This is a genomic window from Nocardioides secundeburneus (assembly GCF_039939255.1).
Lineage (GTDB): Bacteria > Actinomycetota > Actinomycetes > Propionibacteriales > Nocardioidaceae > Nocardioides.
Window position 1 is genome coordinate 540,487 of record NZ_JBDUUE010000002.1, and the last position, 19,298, is coordinate 559,784.

The window sequence follows — 19,298 nt, forward strand, 5'->3', positions numbered from 1 at the left end:
GACGACCGCCACTTTAGTTTGAGCGGCACCAAAACAAACAAGAGGCAGCTTTAACACTCGGGCTGCCGACCCCTTCGCCGTCCGGAGCTCCGACCAACCGTCGACACCGGACGCGTTCGCGCCACTCCACCTGATCGACCGCTCGGGACGAGCGATCCGGTGCGCACGCACGTACCACCTCGCACCCCGTCGTGCGCTCGACCGCCGGTCCGGCATCGGGCGCTCATCAGTCAAGGAGCTCCATGAACCACCCAGTCACCGGTTCGAACCGGAGGCGGCGCGGCCTGGCCTCGGGCGCGGCCCTGGCGACGGCGCTGACCGTCGCCACCGTCGTCGCACCCTCGGCTGCCACGGCCGCCGACAGCACCGCGCCGGTGCTCGACGCCGTCAGCCGCACCCCGGTCGCGGCCGTGCCGGCCTACAACGGCATCCTCAACAACACGACCTGGAACCCCTCGACCGCGCCTGGTCTGCGCGACTGGTTCGTCGACCCCGAGCAGAAGGTCACGCTGTCCTTCTCGGCGACCGACGACACCGACGTCGCCAAGTTCGTCGTCACCGTCGGTGCCGCCGGCACCCCGGTCGACGTCCCCGCGGCGCTGGCAGACGGCAAGTGGACCGGCAGCTACGACGTCGTCGGCGCACAGAACAGCGTGGTGACCTACACCGCCGTCGACTCGGCCGGCAACGCCTCCACCCCGCGCACCACGACCGTCAAGATCGACTCGACCGCGCCGACCGCGGCCTGGCCCGGCATCATCGACGGCAAGATCCGCCACTCCGCCCCGTACACCGAGATCAAGCCCGTCCTCGCCGACCCGGCGCCGGGCTCGGGCGGCCCGGCCATCCGCGACATGTGGATCGACGGTGAGCGGGTCGACCTCGTGCCGCTCGACCTCGCCACGCTCCCGGTCGGCGGCCACACCTGGGCGGTCCTGGTCGGCGACGCCGCCGGCAACCAGGCCAAGCACACCATCAGCTTCCAGGTCACCACGTCGTTCGACGAGCTGGTCGCCCTCGTCGACCGCTACGTCGCCGACGGCCGCATCTCGGCCGTCAACGGCGAGGCCCTGAAGGGCCGCGCCCAGCTGGCCAAGGAGCGTTCCACGCTCGGCGACACCGCCGGCGCGACGGCCGCCATGGACGAGTTCGCCGCGTGGGCACGCGACTACGCCCCGCGCGGGGTCGCGCGCACCGTGCTGACCGGCGATGCCGCCTACCTCAAGGCCCGTCTCGGCGGCGCCACCGACCCGGCCTTCACCCCCGGCATCACCGTCGAGGCCCAGCCGCTCGCGCCGCGCCAGCCGCAGGTCTACGCGGGCCCGTCGGTGAAGAACGAGGACCCCGACTTCAAGGTCCTGCTGTTCGCGAACCGTCCCGGCGGCTTCCGCCACCAGCACATCCCCGCGACGATGGAGTTCATCCAGGAGCAGGGCGCCGAGAACAACTTCGACGTCGACATCTGGGACTACATGGCCCCCAACGAGTCGGTGCCGGGCAACCCGTTCGAGTCGATCGAGAACCTGCGCCAGTACGACGCGCTCGTCGCCGTCTCCTCGGTCGGCAACAGCCAGTTCATCACCAACCGTCCCTCGGTGGCCGACCCGGCCGTGCTGGTCGACGAGCAGGCCATCCTCAAGCAGTACGTCAACGAGGGCGGCGGCTTCGTGGCCATCCACGGCGCGACCGACTCGATGCACAGCTGGGACTGGTACAAGGACCTCGTCGGTGGCGAGTTCGACAACCACAGCTCCTCGGTCAACGGCCAGCAGCACAACTGCGAGGCGTGCCGCACGACCGAGGTGATCACCGAGGACGGCACCAACCCGACCACGGACCACTTCCCGCGCTCGATCCACGTGCTCGACGAGCTCTACAACTGGAAGACGTTCCTGCCCCGCGAGCGCGTGCACGTGCTGCAGACGCTCACCGAGGCCTCCTACGTCGGCGGCCTCAACGCCGGTGACGGCCGCACCGAGGGCGCGGACCACCCGATCTCCTGGTGCCGCAACTGGGACGGCGGGCGCTCCTACACCCAGGCGCTCATGCACAACTTCGAGCTGAGCGACGACCCGATGTTCCAGGAGCAGATCCTCGAGGCGATCCGCTGGACCGCCGGGCAGACCGAGGCCAACTGCGTCACGCACAACGAGGTCGGCACCCTCGTGACCACCGCCCAGGCCTCGGGCCAGCTCGCCGCGCGCCCGGCTGCCGAGGCCGCAGCCGCCGTCACCGCGTCGTACAACGCCTACCTGGCCGGCGACCGCGTCGCCGCCCTCGACCGGGCCCGTGCCGCCCAGCGGGTGCTGCAGAACGCCAGCGCGGGCAGCGGCGACTCCGTGACCGTGCTGCGTCAGCGGGCCACCGAGCTCGTCGACTGGATGTCGATGCTCGACGAGACCTCCCCGGTGCTCCGCCTGGTCTCCGGCCCGCAGGACGCCACCGCGGCCGTCGGCTCGCCGGCGTCCTTCACCGCCGAGGCCCGCGGCAACGACGTCGAGTACCAGTGGCAGCGCCAGGCCCCCGGATCGACCCAGTGGGTCGACCTCGCCGGTGAGACCACCGTCGGGCTGCGCGTCGTCCCGACCGGCCTCGCCGAGAACGGCACCCTCTACCGGGTGGTCGTCGCCGACGCCTCCACCGAGATCGTCTCGGACCCGGCCCGCCTCGAGGTCGTCCGCGGCACCTCCGTGGTGCTCGTGCGCGCACCGGCGACCATGCGCCACGGCACCGCCAGCGCCCTCGCGGTCGGTGTCATCACCGGCGGCAACGAGCGGATCGACGGACCGGTCTCCGTGCAGGTCGGCCCGGTCCGGCTCGGCACCGTCCAAGCCGTCGACGGCATCGCGCGCTTCGCCCTCCCGGCCCGCCTGCCGGTCGGCACGCACACCGTCGTGGCCCGCTACGCCGGCACCGACGACGTCGCCGGCGCCGAGGCCCGGACGACGCTCGTCGTCCAGAAGGCCGTCACCACCACGGCCGCCCGGGCCGGGCGCGCCACCGTCAAGAGCGGCAAGCCGGTCAAGGTGACCGTGGCCGTGCGGGCCGCCGGCATCACCCCCGCCGGCACCGTGGTGCTCTACGACGGCGGCAAGGTCGTGAAGCGGGTCAAGGTCGTGGCCGGCAAGGCCACCGTCACGTTCCGCTCGAACCGGGTCGGCGTGCACCGGCTCAAGGCCGCCTACACGGGCTCGGGCGTGGCCGAGGCCAGCACGTCCCAGCAGGTGACCGTGCGGGTCAAGCGCCGCTGATCCGCCTGCCGCACCGCTGACGAGCGGGGGTGGGACCATCGCGGTCCCGCTCCCGCTCGCCGCACGTCCGAGCACGCACCATCCACCCCTCGCACCATCCATCCGCGGAGGACGCACCGTGACCGACACCGACCGACCCGGCTCGCCCCGACGTGCCGGCGCCCTCAGCGCCCTGCTGACCGCTGCTGTCCTCCTGGCGCTGTCCGGGTGCGGGTCGGACGACGAGCCGGGCGCCTCCCCGTCCCCGTCGGGTGCCCCGTCGCCAGCCCCCTCGTCGGCCCCGTCGACGGCTGCCGCGCCGCCCTCGGGCGTGTCGTGCGAGGCCGGTGCGCGCACCCCGGTCGAGAGCGGGTCGACCTGGGCGCACCCCTCGCAGAGCTTCTACACCGGCGCCGAGCCCGACCTGCCGACGCCCGCCGACCTCGAGCACCTGCTGCGGGCCGACGCCGCGGCCGTCGTCCGCTACGACGCGGCCCAGCTGCCCCAGGCCTCGGTCGACGCCCTGCGCACGTGGGCGGAGTCGGGCGAGGCCGTGCTCGCCCTGCCGGCGGGGCCGGGTGCCACGGCGCCGCTGTCCGCCGACACCCTCGACCAGCGCCTCGACTGCGACGGTCTCGACACGATGCAGCTCGACGCGTTCGTCGCCACCCGCGACGCCGACGCCGCCCGCCCGCACTGACGTCGGGCGTCGGTGCGCCGTCCGTCAGCGGACGGCGTCGCGCCGGCGGAGCGCCGGGCCGACCGGCCCGAGGAGCGCCGCGACCAGGAGGGCGTAGCCGGCCCCGACGGCGACGGCGGCCGGGGCGGCGTCGACGGTGGGCGCGAGAGCGAGCCCGAGGACGCCGAGCGCGGCGAGAATCGCGCCGAGCCAGGTGAACAGCGGTTGGGCGAAGGCGCGCGCGAAGGGCAGGAAGTGCAGGCCCACGACGAGCACGACCCACGCCCGCATCCACGAGGCGTGGCCCGACGCGTCGAGCACCCGGGCCCCGACGAGGATGGCCAGCACCATGAGGGTCACGCTCGCGCCGTAGAGCCGGATGCCGCGCCGGTCGACGGGCGGCGGCGGCTCGGCGGGCAGCAGGACGACGCAGGCCACGACGGCCACGGCGAGCACGACGCCGAGCACGCGGTGCAGCCACGCGCCGGGCAGGTCGCCGGCGTTGAGGAGCACGAAGGCCAGCCCGCCGGTGGCACCGACCAGGCTCCCGAGGCGGCGTCCGTCCATGACCCGATCCCATCACGATGCGTCCCGACCCGCGACGTCGCCGGTGCGAGGGGCGGGCTGTCGGTGGCGGGTGGCAGGCTCGGGCGGTGACCCGGATCCGCCTCTCGCGCCTGCCGGGCGAGCGGGTGGTGGCCGACGACGGCGAGGTGCGGGTCGAGCTGGCCGCCGACGCGGTAGCGACCTACGTCGCCGAGCACGAGCCGGCCGGTCCCCGGTGGGTGTGGGACGACACGGCGCGCTGGTATCCCCGACTCCTGGCCGACGGCGTGCGGGTCGCGCGTTGTCACGACCTCCGGCTGGCGCACCACCTGCTGCGCCGGGCGCCCGCGGTCGACCGGCAGCGGCTCGAGGGCGAGCAGGCCGAGCACTGGCACCGGTTGGGGCCGACGCTGGCCTCCGAGCCGGCCCTGTTCGCCGCCGACGAGGCGGTCGAGCACCTGCGGGCCGACCTCGAGGACGAGCGACAGCAGGACGCCGTCGCCGCGTCGTCCGAGGCGGGTCGGCTCGAGCTGCTGCTGGCCGCCGAGTCGTCCGGGGCGCTGGCCGCGGCCGAGATGACGCACGCCGGCATCCCGTGGCGCGTCGACGTCCACGACCGGCTGCTCACCGACCTCCTGGGCCCGCGGCCCCCGCGCGCCGTCCGGCCCGCGTTGCTCGAGCAGGCGGCCGACGCCGTCCGCGAGGCGCTCGGGGCGCCCGGCCTCAACCCCGACTCGCAGCAGCACCTGCTGGCCGCGCTGCGCCGGGCCGGCATCGAGGTCACCTCCACCCGCGCCTCGAGCCTGCGCGCGCACGACCACCCGGCGGTCGAGACGGTGTTGCGCTACCGCCACCTGTCGCGCCTGCACACGACCAACGGCTGGTCGTGGCTCGACCAGTGGGTGCGCGAGGGTCGCTTCCGGCCCACCTACCTGCCCGCCGGCGTCGTGACCGGCCGGTGGGCCTCGCACGGGGGCGGGGCGCTCTCGATCCCGGTCATCGTGCGTCCGGCCGCCGTCGCCGACGAGGGCTGGGTGCTCGTGGTCGCCGACGTCGCGCAGCTCGAGCCACGGGTGCTGGCCGGCATGAGCGGCGACCGTGCCCTGGCCCGCACCGCACGGGGCGCCGACCTCTACCAGGGCATGGTCGACGACGGCGCCGTGGCGACCCGCAACGACGCCAAGCTCGGCCTGCTCGGCGCGATGTACGGCGCCACGAGCGGCGAGAGCGGCCGGCTGCTGGCCGGCCTGGCCCGTCGCTACCCCGACGCCTTCGCGCTCGTCGAGCGCGCCGCCCGCGCCGGCGAGCACGGCGAGGTCGTGCGCACGCTGCTCGGGCGCGGCTCACCCAGCCTCGGCGAGGCGTGGAGTGATCCCGACGGTTCTGTCGAACAGGGTGTCGAGCGAAATCGCGACGACGCCCGCGCCCGCGCCTACGGACGCTTCACGCGCAACTTCGTCGTCCAGGGCACCGGCGCCGAGTGGGCGCTGTGCTGGATCGCCGACCTGCGCCACCGGCTGTGGCGCATCGGTCCCGACGACGCACCGCTCGAACGGCGTCCGCACCTGGTGTTCTTCCTGCACGACGAGGTCGTCGTGCACGCGCCCGCCGGGCTCGCCGACGCCGTCCGCGACGCCGTCACCGAGGCCTCGGCGACGGCGGCGCGGCTGCTGTTCCGCGAGCACCCGGTCGACTTCCCGCTCAACGTCTCCGTCGTGCGGTCCTACGCCGAGGCGGGCAAGCCCTGACCGAGGCCCGGGTAGACGGCGGCGCTCAGCGCAGCGCGGCGGCCTCGCGGGCCAGGGCGGTGATGCCGTCCCAGTCCCGGGCGGCCACGAGGTCGCCCGGGGTGAGCCACGAGCCGCCGACGCAGCCGACGTTGGCCAGTGCCAGGTACGACGCCGCCGTCGCGGCGGTGATGCCGCCGGTGGGGCAGAACCGCGCCGCCGGCACGGGAGAGGCGATGGACGAGAGCAGCGCGCGGCCGCCGACGGCCTCGGCCGGGAACAGCTTCATCGACGTCTGGCCGGTCTCGAGCACCGACAGCACCTCGGAGACCGTAGAGACGCCGGGCAGGAACGGCAGCCCGGTCTCGGTCATGGCCGACAGCAGCGACGGCGTCGAGCCGGGGGAGACCAGGAAGCGGGCGCCGGCGTCGGCGGCCTCCTTGGCCTGGCCCGGCGTGACGATCGTGCCCGCGCCGACGAGGATGTCGGGCACCTCGGCGGCCACGGCGGCGATCGCGTCGAGCGCCACCGGCGTGCGCAGCGTCAGCTCGATGGCCGGGAGGCCGCCGGCGACGAGCGCCCGCGCGATCGGGACGGCGTCGTCGACGCGGTGGACGACGACGACCGGCAGCACCGGGACGACGTCGAGCAGGTCGGCGGGCATCGGCTCAGGCGTGGACAAAGGAGACCTCCGAGGGAGCGGCCGGAGCCGGGTGGGTGGGGAAGACGGACGCACCGGCGTCGGCGGGGCCGACCGTGGCGCGGAAGACCGAGAACAGCTCGCGACCGGTGCCGACCCAGGCGAGCCCGTCGGGCGCGGCGCCGGTCGGCTCGCGCTGCTGCAGCTCGGTCGAGGTCACCCCGGGCAGGTCGAGGACGCCGTTCTCGGCGTCGACCGTGACGAGGTCGCCGTCGCGCACGCGCGACAGCGGCCCCCCGAGGGCGGCCTCGGGAGTGACGTGGATCGCGGCCGGCACCTTGCCGGAGGCGCCCGACATGCGGCCGTCGGTGACGATCGCGACGCGCTGACCGCGGTCCTGCAGGACGCCGAGCGCGGGCGTGAGCTTGTGCAGCTCGGGCATGCCGTTGGCGGCCGGGCCCTGGTAGCGGACGACGGCGACGAAGTCGCGGTCGTGCAGGCGGCCGGCCTCGAAGGCGGCGAGCAGCTCACCCTGGTCGTCGAAGACGATCGCGGGCGCGGTGACGACGCGGTGCTCGGGCTTGACCGCCGACGTCTTCAGCACGGAGATGCCGAGGGTGCCGCGCAGCACCTGCAGGCCGCCGTCGGGCGAGAACGGGTCGTCGGCCGGGCGCAGCACGTCGAGGTCGAGGCTGGCCTTGGGGCCCTCCTCCCACGTGAGCACGTCGCCGCGCAGCACCGGCTCGGTGGTGTAGCGGTGCAGGCCGCGCCCCATGATCGTGAGCACGTCGTCGTGCAGCAGGCCCGCGCCGAGCAGCGTGTGCACGAGGAACCCGATGCCGCCGGCGGCGTGGAAGTGGTTCACGTCGGCCTGACCGTTGGGGTAGATGCGGCAGATCAGCGGCACGACGGCAGCGAGGTCGGCCAGGTCGTCCCAGGTCAGCTGGACGCCGGCCGCGCGCGCGATCGCCACCAGGTGCAGGGTGTGGTTGGTGGAGCCGCCGCTGGCCAGCAGCGCCACGCAGGCGTTCACGATCGCCTTCTCGTCGACCACCTCGCCGATCGGCGTCGGCTCGCCGCCCTGACGCGTGATCGCGACGGCCCGCTCGGCGGCGGCGCGGGTGAGCGCGTCGCGCAGGGGGGTGCCCGGGTTGACGAACGAGGAGCCGGGCAGGTGCAGGCCGAGCACCTCCATGAGCAGCTGGTTGGAGTTGGCCGTGCCGTAGAAGGTGCAGGTGCCCTTCGAGTGGTAGGAGGCCGCCTCGGCCTCGAGCAGGGCGTCGCGGTCGACCTTGCCCTCGGCGTAGAGCTGGCGCACGCGCGCCTTCTCACCGTTGGGCAGGCCCGAGGCCATGGGCCCGGCCGGCACGAACACGGTGGGCAGGTGACCGAACGACAGGGCGCCGATGAGCAGGCCCGGCACGATCTTGTCGCAGACGCCGAGCATGAGGCCGCCGTCGAACATGTCGTGGCTGAGGGCGATCGCGGTCGACATCGCGATGACGTCGCGGCTGTAGAGGCTCAGCTGCATGCCGTCGCGGCCCTGGGTGATGCCGTCGCACATGGCCGGCACGCCGCCGGCCACCTGCGCGAGCCCGCCGGCGCGCGCGGCGGCGGCCTTGAGCACGGGCGGGTAGTCGACGAACGGCTGGTGCGCCGAGAGCATGTCGTTGTAGCTGGTCACGATGGCCAGGTTGGGCTTCACGCGGCCGCGCAGCGCGAGCTTCTCGGTCGGCTCGCTGGCCGCGAAGCCGTGGGCGAGGTTGGCGCAGCCGAGGTCGGTCCGGGCGGGCGAGCCGCCGGACGCCGCCCGCACGCGCTCGAGGTAGGCCGCCCGGGTCACGGCGCTGCGCTCGACGATGCGTCGGGTGACCTCGGCGACGACGGGGTGCGTGGTGCGGGGACGGCCGGATCGCTCGGTCATCAGTCGGACTCCTGCCAGGTTCGGCCGTCACGCTCGAGGAGCATGGCGGCGGCGGTCGGCCCGCTGGTGCCGGCCGGGTAACGCTTGGGGCGCTCGGGCGTGACCGCCCAACGCTGGAGGATCGGCTCGATCCAGGTCCACGCGGCCTCGACCTCGTCGCGGCGCATGAACAACGTCGGGATGCCGCGGATGACGTCCATCAGCAGGCGCTCGTAGGCGTCGGGCATCCGGTCGTTGAACACCGAGGCATAGCTGAGGTCGAGCGAGACCGGCTTGAAGCGGAAGCCGCCCGGGCCGGGCTCCTTCGCCGTCATGTGCAGGCGCATGCCCTCGTCGGGCTGCACCTGGATGTGCAGGCGGTTCGGCGTCTGCACGCCCTCGTGGTGCGGGAACATCGCGTGCGGCGGCTCCTTGAAGACCACCACGATCTCGGAGAGCTTGCGGTCCATCCGCTTGCCGGTGCGCAGGTAGAACGGGACGCCGGCCCAGCGCCAGTTCTGCACCTCGGCGCGGATGGCGACGTAGGTCTCGGTCGAGCTGCCCGGCCGACCGAGGTCCTCGGTGTACGACGGCACGGCGGCGCCGTCGACGAGGCCCTGGCCGTAGCGACCCCGCACGGTGTCGCGGTCGACGTCGTCGGGCGACATCGGCTTGAGTGCCTGCAGGACCTTGAGCTTCTCGTCGCGGACGCTCTCGCCGTTGACGTAGGTGGGCGGCTCCATGGCGACGAGGCAGAGCAGCTGCAGCAGGTGGTTCTGCACCATGTCGCGCAGCGCACCGGAGGTGTCGTAGTAGTCGCCGCGACCGCCGACACCGAGGGTCTCGGAGACGGTGATCTGCACGTGGTCGACCCACCGCGAGTTCCACAGCGGCTCGAGGAAGGTGTTGGCGAAGCGCGTGACGAGGAGGTTCTGCACGCTCTCCTTACCGAGGTAGTGGTCGATGCGGAAGATCTGGTGCTCCTCGAACACCGCGCCGACGGCGTCGTTGACGGCGTGGGCCGAGGCGAGGTCGGTGCCGATCGGCTTCTCCATCACCACGCGCGAGGTGGGGGCGACGCAGCCGGCCTGGTCGAGCCGCTCGCAGATCGGGCCGAACATGGCCGGAGCGACGGCGAGGTAGAAGACGCGGACGGCCTCGGGGTCGGCGTTCTCCTTCAGCAGGCCGTGCAGCTGGTGCCAGTCGTCGGGCTTGGCGGCGTCGAGGGCGAGGTAGTGCACGCGGTCGACGAGCCGCTCGACGGCGGCGGCGTCGGCGTCGCTGACGTGCTCGGCGAGGGCGGTGCGGACGACGGCGCGGTAGCTCTCGTCGCTGTGGGCGGTGCGGGAGACGCCGATGACGCGCGTGTGCTCGGCCAGCTGGCCCTCGACCTCGCGGTGGTAGAGGGCGGGCACGAGCTTGCGGAGCGCGAGGTCACCGGTCGCGCCGACGACGGTGAAGTCGCACGACGGGACCGCGGTCGGATCGGTAGTGGTCACCCGACAACGGTAGAGCAAAGATCGTCCTTCGCAAGCAGGCTTTCGTACTTTGGAGTTAAAAGTCGGTGCTTCTGTGGTTAGGATCGGCTCATGACCTCGGCCGGCGACCTGCTGCAGCTGGTGCGCTCGGGCGCGGCCGGCAGCCGCTCCGACCTCGCTCGCATCACCGGTCTGTCGCGCACCGCCGTCGTCAGTCGTCTGGCCGCGCTGGAGGAGATCGGCCTGGTGCGCCTGGGGCGCGACCTCGCCTCGACCGGCGGCCGGCCGGCGTCCGGGCTGGTGCTCGACGTCGACGCCGGCATCGTGCTGGCCGCGGCGATCGGCCGCTCCCGCTCGCAGGTGGCCGTCTTCGACCTGGCCGGCACCGAGCTGACCCGCGAGTCGGTCGAGCACGAGGTCGGCGCCCCGCCCGGAGCCGTGCTGCCCTCGGTCGCCGAGCACCTCGCGCGCGTCGCCGCCGAGCGGCCCGGACGCCCGGTGCTGGGCACGGGCGTCAGCCTGCCCGGCACGGTCGACCCCGTGCGCGGCGTGAGCATCGACTCGCCGGCCATGCCCGGCTGGGACGGCGTCGACCTCGGCGCCGCCCTCGTGGCCGCCGGCATCGATCCGGGCACGGTGCTGGTGGCCAACGACGCCGACGTGCTCGCCCGCTCCGAGCGCCAGGGCCACGCCGCGACGCACCAGGACCTCGTCGTCGTGAAGGCCTCCACCGGACTCGGGCTCGGCATCATCGCCGACAGCCGGGTCGTCGCCGGGCACCTGGGCGCGGCCGGCGAGATCGGGCACACCAAGGTCGACGCCGCCGCCGGCCGCACCTGTCGGTGCGGCGACGTCGGGTGTCTCGAGACCATTGCGGCCGGCTGGGCGCTGGTGGCCGAGATGCGCGAGGCCGGCCGTCCGGTCGAGCACGTGCGCGACCTCGTCGCCCTCGCGGCGGGTGGCGACGCCGAGGCCAAGCAGCTGCTGCGCGAGGCCGGCCGTCGGCTCGGCGAGGTGCTGGCCGTCGCCGTCAACGTGCTCAACCCCGAGGCCGTCGTCGTCGGGGGCGACATGGGTGCGGCGTTCGACGTCTACACCGCCGGCCTGCGCGAGACGGTCTACGCGCGCGCGGCCACCATCGCCGTGCGCGACCTGCGCTTCCTGCCCTCGACGTTCGGCGACCGCGCCGGCCTCGTCGGCTGCGCGAGCCTGGTGCTCGACGAGGTGCTCAGCCCCGAGGCGGTCGACGCGCGGCTGCTGGCCGCGCGCCGGGGCGAGATCGATCAGACGGACGGTCCGATCAACAGAAGGTAGGGCAAACCCTTGACCTGGCCGGCAGGTCTTGTCGGCCGCGGCCCGCGCTCACTAGGTTGCGTGGCGCGCCCAGGTCTCGCTGGTCGCCTCTCCTGCCAGCCCTCCGCGCCGTGCGCGGAGGGCTCGAGGGTCATCTCGGAAGTCTCGGAAAGGTCCAGCCATGCCTCGACACCATCGTCTGCTGGGAGCCTGTGCGCTCGCGGCCGCATCGGCCGCAGCCGCGGTCACCTTCACGTCCCCGTCGGCCGGCTACGCGGCCGAGGACGCCGGCGCCGTCGACGCGGCGAGCCGTGACGCCGTCACCGGCATCGACCCGGCCATGCGGACCGCCCTGAAGCGCGACCTGTCGCTCACCGACGCCCAGGTCGACGCCCGGCTGCGGATGGAGTCCACGGCCCCGGCCGTCGAGGACCGCCTGCGCGCCGAGCTGGGCCGCGACTTCGGCGGCGCCTGGATCGCCGACGGCGCCACCACGCTCTCCGTCGGCGTGACGTCGTCCGAGGCGGCCGCGACGGTGCGCGAGGCCGGTGCGCGCCCGGTGCTCGTCGAGCGCGGCTTCGGCGAGCTCCAGGCCGATCGCGCCAAGCTCGACCGTCGCGCCGCGCAGGCCCCCGACGCCGTCCGCGGCTGGCGCGTCGACACCGCCACCAACGAGGTCGTGGTCGTGGCCGCCCCGGGGGCCGAGTCGAAGGCCCGCGCGTTCGCCCGCAAGGCGGGTGCGACCGACGTCGCGGTCGAGACCTCGGCCCTGCGCCCGCGCACCGTCTACGACACCATCGGCGGTGAGCAGTACTCGATCAACAACAGCACGCTGTGCTCGGTGGGCTTCGCCACCGACAACGGCGGCTTCGTCACCGCCGGTCACTGCGGCGGCGTCGGCGCGCAGACCGCCGGCGTCAACGGTGCCGCGCAGGGCACCTTCACCGGCTCGTCGTTCCCGGGCAACGACTACGCCTTCGTGCAGACCAACAGCAGCTGGACGTCGCGGCCGTGGGTCACGAACTACGCGGGCCAGCTGGTCGTCGTCCTCGGCTCCGACGAGGCGGCGGTCGGCAGCTCGATCTGCCGTTCCGGACGGACGACGGGCTACCAGTGCGGCACGCTGCTGGGCAAGAACGAGACCGTCAACTACGACGTCGGCCCGGTCTACGGCCTGCACCGCACCAGCGCCTGCGCCAACCCGGGTGACTCGGGCGGGTCGGTGCTCTCGGCCAACCAGGCCCAGGGCGTCACCTCCGGCATCAGCGCCGGCTGCGGCCAGGCCGGCCCGCAGACCTGGTACCAGCCGGTCAACGAGATCCTGCAGGCCTACGGCCTCACCCTGACGCGGGGCTGATCGCGCGACACGACGGCCCGCCTCCTCGATGACGAGGAGGCGGGCCGTCGGCGCGCCCGGCTCGGCCCGCTGCGACGGAATGACGCATCGGCGCGCTACCTCGCCGTAGGCGCCGGCGGGTCCTCGATGTGACCGTGTCCACATCCGGCCAACTCCTGCCCAATATCGAAACGTTTCATTATGGTGGGCGCACTGTGACCAGGATCGCTCGGGCGACCATGAGCCAAGGACGTAGCCGCGTGAGCCGCACCCTGAGAACACTGTCGTCCCGATCCCTCGCCGCCCCGGTGGTCGCCGCGCTCGTGGCCGCTGTCCTGGCGGTGCCGGTACCGCCGGCTGGCGCCGCGCCGGTCACGCCGTCGGCCGTGGTCGACGAGGGTGAGCACAGCCCACGCGGTCTCCGCGTGAACGGCCTGGCCCAACCCGCCGATCTGGGCGACCTGACGCCGGACTACTCGTGGCAGGTGGCCGCCGGCATGCAGTCGGCCTACCGCATCATCGTCTCGAGCGACGCCGCCAGGGCGGCGGTCGGCGACGGCGACGTCTGGGACTCCGGCAAGGTCTCCTCGGACGCCCAGCTCAACGTGCCGCACGGCGGCACTGCGCTCGCCGCGGGGCAGCGCTACGTGTGGAGGGTGCAGACCTGGGACGCCACCGACGTCGCCTCGGGCTGGTCCGAGGCCGCCTGGTTCGGTACGTCTTCGGGCAGCACCTGGGCCGGCAGCGAGCCGATCTGGGCCACCGCCCAGGTGCCCGGCCCGAGCAGCGCGCCGTGGGTCGACTACACGCTGACCGCCAAGATCCGCATCACCGGCAGCGCTCTGGGGCTGCGGTTCCGGGCCTTCGACGCCGCCAACTCGTTCATGTGGCAGTTCCGCGCCTCCGACAACCGCCTCACGCCGCACTCGCAGGTCAACGGCGCCTACGCGACCCTCGGTGCCTCGGTCGCCCTGCCCGCCGGCACGTTGGTGGCCAACACCTGGACCGACGTCCGCATCGTGGTCGCCGGGTCGACCTTCACCACGTTCATCAACAACGTGCAGGTCGACCAGCGCTCCGACACCCGCAACCCCAGCGGCACGGTCGGCGTGCGCACCGGCAACAGCGAGACCGGACAGGTCGACGACCTGTCGGTCGTCGAGACCGGCACCGGCCGGGTGCTGGTCGCCAACGACTTCTCGGCCACGAACCCGTTCCCGTGCGGCTCCCTCTCCGCCGGTGCGCTGACCGTCGGCAACGGCCTGAGTTGCGGCATCGCGAACCCGGCCAACGTCCCGGCCAACTGGGCGTTCCTGCGCACCGAGGTCGACGTGGCCGACAAGGAGATCGCCTGGGCGACCCTCAACGCCACGGGCACGGAGTTCCGCAACCACTCGCAGTACGTCTACAAGACCTACGTCAACGGCGAGTTCGTCGGCCTCGGCCCGACCAACCGCATCGGCAGCGAGGCCCGGTACGACGGCTTCGACGTCACCGCGTTGCTGCAGCGCGGCGCGGCCAACTCGATCGCGGCACTGGCCTACACGACCAACGCCAACCGCCGGTTCCAGGCGCAGCTGAAGGTCGTCTACGCCGACGGCACCTCCGACGTCTTCGGCACCGGGCCGAGCTGGACGTCGCTGAACGGCGGTCTCGCGTTCCCGGAGGCCGGTTCGATCGGCACCAGCTTCTACAGCGCTCCGATGGAGAACCTCGACGCCCGCCAGTTCCCGTTCGGCTTCGCGTCGGTGGGCTTCGACGACAGCACCTGGTCGCCGGCGGTGTCGCGTCCGGCGATCCCCAACCTCGAGTCCACCCCGACCGACAAGGTCGAGCAGCAGCTTCACGACCCGGTGGAGATCGTCGACAAGGGCAACGGCAGCTACTTCGTCGACTTCGGCCGGACCTGGGTCGGCGGGGTGCAGTACGACGTCGCGGACGGCACTGACGGGGCCCGCGTCGAGCTCCGCTTCGGCGAGATCACCTCGAGCCCGAGCACGGTGCGGTGGGAGCTCAACACGACCAACAAGTATCGCGACATCGTCACCCTCAAGGACGGCGAGCAGCGGCTGGAGACCTGGGGGATGCGGGTCTTCCGCTACCTGGAGATCGTCGGCGCCCCGGAGCCCGTCACGGTGGACAACCTGAAGGCGCTCGCACTGGTCTACCCCTTCGACCGCGAGGCCGCCTCGTTCACGTCGTCCGACGAGAACCTGAACCAGGTCTACGGCTTGTCGAAGAACACCATCGAGTCGTTGAACGTCAACTTCTACACCGACTCCTGGACGCGTGAGCGGATCAACTACGAGGCCGACGGCTACCTCCAGCAGCTCTCCTCGCTCTACCTCATGGAGGACCTGTCGCTGGGCCGCTACTCGATGAACTACTTCAAGAGCAACCGGACCTGGCCGACCGAGTGGCCGATCTACGTCGTGCTCTCGGTCTACGACGCCTGGCGCCAGACCGGCAACACCGAGCAGGTCGCCGAGTACTACGACAACCTCAAGGCCAAGCTCCGGCCCGACTGGCTCGAGGCCTCCAGCGGCCTGGTCCGCAAGACGACGCGTTCCGACGGCTGCAGCTCCCAGACCGACTGCGACATCGTCGACTGGCCGACGAGCCAGCGCGACGGCTACCAGTTCCGGCAGTACAACACCGTCATCAACTCGATCTACTACCGCGCCGCACGGGACATGGCGGCGATGGCGACGGTGCTCGACAAGCCCGCCGACGCCGCTCTCTACACCGAGCAGGCCGACCGGCTCCGTGCCCAGATCAACGCGCGGCTCTACGACGCCGCCACCGGTCGCTACGACGACGGCATGGACGCAGGCGGTGTCCGGACCGGCCACTTCTCGGTGCACGCCAGCGCCTTCGCGCTCGCCTTCGGGGTGCCGGAGGACGACCAGGTCGAGCGGGTCGCCGAGTTCGTCGACTCCCGTGGGATGGCCTGCAGCGTCTACTGCGCTGCCTTCTACGTGAAGGGCCTCTACGACGGCGGCAACGGCCAGGCGGCGCTCGACGCGATGACCGACGAGGGCACGAGCAGCTGGATGAACATGATCCGCCTCGGGGCCGGCTCGACGATGGAGGCGTGGGACCCCTCGCAGAAGAGCAACCTCACCTACTCCCACCCGTGGGCGGCCTCGCCGGCGTTCAACGTGCCGGCCGGGCTGTTCGGCATCCAGCCGACCAGCGACGGCTACGGCGAGTTCCAGGTCAAGCCGCAGCCCGGTGACCTGGCGGACGCCTCGATCGCGGTCCCGACGGTGCGCGGTCAGATCTCCGCGGCCTTCGAGCACGACGCCCGGGGGCACACCGAGCTGTCGGTGACGGTTCCCGGCAACACCACCGCCACCGTGCAGGTGCCGCTGCCGTCGTCCGTGCGCCCCGAGTTCGTGCCGAGCCACCCGCAGGAGGCCACGTACGTGGGCCGCTCGACCCTGCCCGGGGGCACCTACGCCACCTTCGAGGTCGGTCCCGGTCAGTGGACCTTCGGCCCGCGGGCCGCCGACGACCAGGGCATCTTCCAACCGGCGCTCGACGGTCTGCTCGACCTCGGAGACCGCGTCGAGGCCCACCTGGACGCCGGCGACCTGACGACGGACGAGGCGACCGCCCTCGACAACCGCCTCGACGCCGTCCTCGCCCTGGTCCGCTCCGCGTCGGCCGCCCACACCGCCGCCGACGGCGTCACCTGCCGTGCCGACCTCGGCAGCGCGCTGGACGCCCTCCGTGACCTCCGCGTCTCCCTCGACGGGCTGGTGGCGTCGGCGACGACACGCAGCGACCTCGCACCGCGCCTCGCTGCCGTCGAGGACGGCATCGTCGAGGCGGCCCTGACGATCCGAGGGATCACCGCGACGCTCGTCCCGCTCCCAGGCCCGGTGCTGCGAGGCCAGGCGCTCGCAGGTGCGGTCCGACTGACCAACGCCGGCGCCGCCGCCGTCGGTCCCTTCACGGCGACGTTCGCCGTCGACGGTTGGGACGTCGACAGCGACGACACCGCCCCCGCGGCGCTCCCGGCCGGCACGAGCCGCGACCTCGCCTTCACCACGCGGGTGCCGCTCACCCAGGGTCCCGGCCCGGTGCGGGTCTCCGTCGCCCTGGGCTTCACCGACGGCGGGACGACCTACCCGCTCACGCTCGAGCAGGACTGGACGACGGTCGACTCCCAGGTCGCGCTCGTGGACGTGGGGGCCGCCCACCCGGTCGACGGGTCGCTCGAGGTCGTGGAGGTCACCGCGACCGTCCGCAACACCGCCGACGTTCCCGCGACCGGCCGGCTCCGCGCCCGGCTGCCCGCCGGCTGGCGCCAGGCCCCCACCCCGGAGCGCACCGTCGCAGCGGGCGGCGAGATCGTCGAGCGGCTGCGCGTGTTCGTGCCGGTCGGCTTCGTCGACCGAGACACGCGCGACCTGCAGGTGGAGTTCGCGGGCGAGCAGGTGCTCGCCTCGACGACGACGCCCGTCGTCCTCACGCTCGACGTCCCGGACGCGGCCACGCTGAGCGACCACGTCGACTTCGGTGACCCTGCGTCGGAGGCCGCCCACGGCATCCTGGCCGCCCCCAGCAGCGGGATCAGCACCGAGGCGGGACTCACGCGGCGCTACGCGCACTCGCAGTTCCCGGGCTCGTGGTTCTCGGCCGAGGTCGCTGCGGTCCCGGGGGAGCCGATCGTGCTCCAGGTCCGCGAGACGTTCAACACCGCGGTGACCAAGAAGTACGACATCTACGTCGACGACGTCCTCGTCGACCAGCGCGTGCTCGCCGGCGCCGCACAGGCGAAGATGTACCGCCTGCTCGTCGACGACCCGACGGTGCTCGACCACGACGGCACCGTGCGCGTGCGGTTCGAGTACCCGTCGCTCGGCTCCGCGGGCTTCTTCGACCCGTCGGTCGCCGACCTATGGGTCTCGTCCGGCGCCGACGAGCGGGCTCCGGCCGTCTCCGTCGCACTCGTCGACCGCGAGCCCGGTCTCGACGGGTGGAGCCTGGCACCGGTCACCGCGACGTTGACCGCGACGGACGACCGCGACGACGCACCGCTCGTCGAGGTCGACACCGGGAGCGGGTGGACGACGTACGACGGCCCGGTCGAGCTCGGCGCCGAGGGGGAGCAGACGCTCCGGCACCGGGCCACCGACGCCGCCGGGAACACGTCACCCGACGGAGCCACCACGGTCAAGGTCGACACCGTCGCGCCGACGGCCGAGATCGTCGGCGGACCGGCCGGCACCGTCCGGTTCGGTGAGGTCCCGGCAGCCCCCACCTGCCAGGCGACTGACGCGACCAGTGGCGTGGCAACCTGCACCGTGTCGGGCTACGCCGCGACGGTCGGCGCCCACGTGCTCACCGCGACCGCGACCGACCGCGCCGGTCACAGCACCACGGTGACCCGCGACTACACCGTGGTCAGGGGACGCCAGGTGATCGCCCTGACCGTGCCCGGCGGCGCGACCTTCGGTGACCAGGCCGTCACCGTCGGCGCGCAGTCGTCGGCCGGGCTGCCGGTCACGCTCGTCGCCTCGGGTGCCTGCTCCCTCGACGGGACCGCCCTGAGGATGACCGGGGCTGGGGAGTGCACCGTCACCGGCTCCCAGGCCGGCAACGCCGAGTACGAACCGGCCACGGAGTCGCGCACCTTCACGGTGGCCAGGGCGGGCCAGACGATCAGCGTCACCGCTCCGCAGGGCGGCACCTTCGGTGACGCGCCGTTCCCGGTGACCGCGACCGCGACCTCGGGCCTGCCCGTCACGCTAGTCGCCTCGGGAGCGTGCGTGATCGGACCCGACGGCGTGACCGCGACCGGCGCAGGCGCCTGCACCGTGACGGCGTCGCAGGCCGGCGACACTGACCACAACCCGGCGCCCGACGTCGTCCGCGTGGTCGCCATCGCGAAGGCGGTGCAGACGATCTGGTTCAGCGCACCGGCCCGCACGACCTACGGGGCTGCGCCGTTCACGGTCAGGGCGGCCGCGACCTCCGGGCTGCCGGTCGTCGTCACGGCCTCGGGAGCCTGCGTGGTCCGCGCGGGCCGGGTCATCGCCACCGGCGCCGGACCGTGCCGTCTCCGCGCCACCCAGCCGGGCGACGCCGACCACCTGGCCGCGCCGGGTGTCGACCGCACCGTCACGATCGCGAAGGCCCGGTTCCGCAGCGTCAGGGTCACCCTCACGGGCACCGCGCGGGTCGGCAGGGAGCTCCGCGCGAGGGTGTCGACGCGGCCCGCCTCCGCCAGGGTCACCTACACCTGGGTACGCGGCGGCCGGGCGATCGCCGGCGTCAGGGGCGCGACCTACCGGCTCCGTCCTGCCGATCGCGGCAAGCGCGTCTGGGTGCGGGTCACCGTGTCGAAGGCGCACCACGTCACCGTGGTCCGGGCGTCGGGCAAGCGCGTGGTCCGGGCCCGCTGACGTCACCGTGGCGCCGGTTCGCGAGGTGCGAGCCGGCGCCCCGGCGGTGA

10 protein-coding genes are annotated in these 19,298 nt (G+C 73.3%); 6 read left to right on the plus strand and 4 right to left on the minus strand.

What is annotated here, in order from left to right; genetic code table 11:
* The first annotated feature begins 242 nt into the window (after positions 1 to 242).
* Together ABFT23_RS07640 and ABFT23_RS07645 are read left to right on the plus strand one after the other, a co-directional pair.
* On the plus strand, positions 243 to 3,251 hold the full coding sequence (locus tag ABFT23_RS07640; protein ID WP_347893861.1) for a ThuA domain-containing protein: 3,009 nt from the start codon (positions 243 to 245) through the stop codon (positions 3,249 to 3,251).
* 118 nt (positions 3,252 to 3,369) lie between these two features.
* Positions 3,370 to 3,930 (plus strand): hypothetical protein, encoded by a 561-nt coding sequence (locus ABFT23_RS07645; protein WP_347893863.1) that lies wholly within the window; start codon positions 3,370 to 3,372, stop codon positions 3,928 to 3,930.
* Between the two features lie 24 nt (positions 3,931 to 3,954).
* Here the strand turns inward: ABFT23_RS07645 and ABFT23_RS07650 are convergent, their stop codons facing one another.
* The gene (locus ABFT23_RS07650) at positions 3,955 to 4,476 is read right to left on the minus strand and encodes a hypothetical protein (RefSeq protein WP_347893865.1); all 522 of its coding nucleotides are present in this window, start codon (positions 4,474 to 4,476) and stop codon (positions 3,955 to 3,957) included.
* 86 nt (positions 4,477 to 4,562) lie between these two features.
* On the opposite strand from ABFT23_RS07650, the gene ABFT23_RS07655 reads away from it, so the two are divergent.
* The gene (locus tag ABFT23_RS07655) at positions 4,563 to 6,203 is read left to right on the plus strand and encodes a bifunctional 3'-5' exonuclease/DNA polymerase (protein ID WP_347893867.1); all 1,641 of its coding nucleotides are present in this window, start codon (positions 4,563 to 4,565) and stop codon (positions 6,201 to 6,203) included.
* A gap of 25 nt (positions 6,204 to 6,228) precedes the next feature.
* Here ABFT23_RS07655 and eda read toward each other — a convergent pair whose 3' ends face one another.
* From eda to zwf, 3 genes are read right to left on the minus strand one after another with little or no spacing between them, the layout of a single operon-like run.
* Complete coding sequence (gene eda / locus ABFT23_RS07660) at positions 6,229 to 6,846, minus strand: bifunctional 4-hydroxy-2-oxoglutarate aldolase/2-dehydro-3-deoxy-phosphogluconate aldolase (RefSeq protein WP_347893868.1); 618 nt, start codon at positions 6,844 to 6,846, stop codon at positions 6,229 to 6,231.
* A 4-nt stretch (positions 6,847 to 6,850) separates the two neighbouring features.
* Positions 6,851 to 8,746, minus strand: a complete 1,896-nt coding sequence (gene edd / locus ABFT23_RS07665) for a phosphogluconate dehydratase (protein ID WP_347893870.1) — start codon at positions 8,744 to 8,746, stop codon at positions 6,851 to 6,853.
* On the minus strand, positions 8,746 to 10,224 hold the full coding sequence (gene zwf, locus ABFT23_RS07670; protein WP_347893871.1) for a glucose-6-phosphate dehydrogenase: 1,479 nt from the start codon (positions 10,222 to 10,224) through the stop codon (positions 8,746 to 8,748). Before zwf ends, edd begins: the two co-directional genes overlap by 1 nt.
* Positions 10,225 to 10,314: 90 nt before the next feature.
* Between zwf and ABFT23_RS07675 the strand changes: the two genes are divergently transcribed.
* The 3 genes from ABFT23_RS07675 (at position 10,315) to ABFT23_RS07685 (ending at position 19,248) form a co-directional block, all read left to right on the plus strand.
* The gene (locus ABFT23_RS07675) at positions 10,315 to 11,517 is read left to right on the plus strand and encodes an ROK family transcriptional regulator (protein ID WP_347893873.1); all 1,203 of its coding nucleotides are present in this window, start codon (positions 10,315 to 10,317) and stop codon (positions 11,515 to 11,517) included.
* A 160-nt stretch (positions 11,518 to 11,677) separates the two neighbouring features.
* Positions 11,678 to 12,853, plus strand: a complete 1,176-nt coding sequence (locus ABFT23_RS07680) for a S1 family peptidase (RefSeq protein WP_347893875.1) — start codon at positions 11,678 to 11,680, stop codon at positions 12,851 to 12,853.
* 239 nt (positions 12,854 to 13,092) lie between these two features.
* Positions 13,093 to 19,248, plus strand: coding sequence for a family 78 glycoside hydrolase catalytic domain (locus tag ABFT23_RS07685; RefSeq protein WP_347893877.1), 6,156 nt, complete (start codon positions 13,093 to 13,095; stop codon positions 19,246 to 19,248).
* Positions 19,249 to 19,298 lie beyond the last annotated feature (50 nt).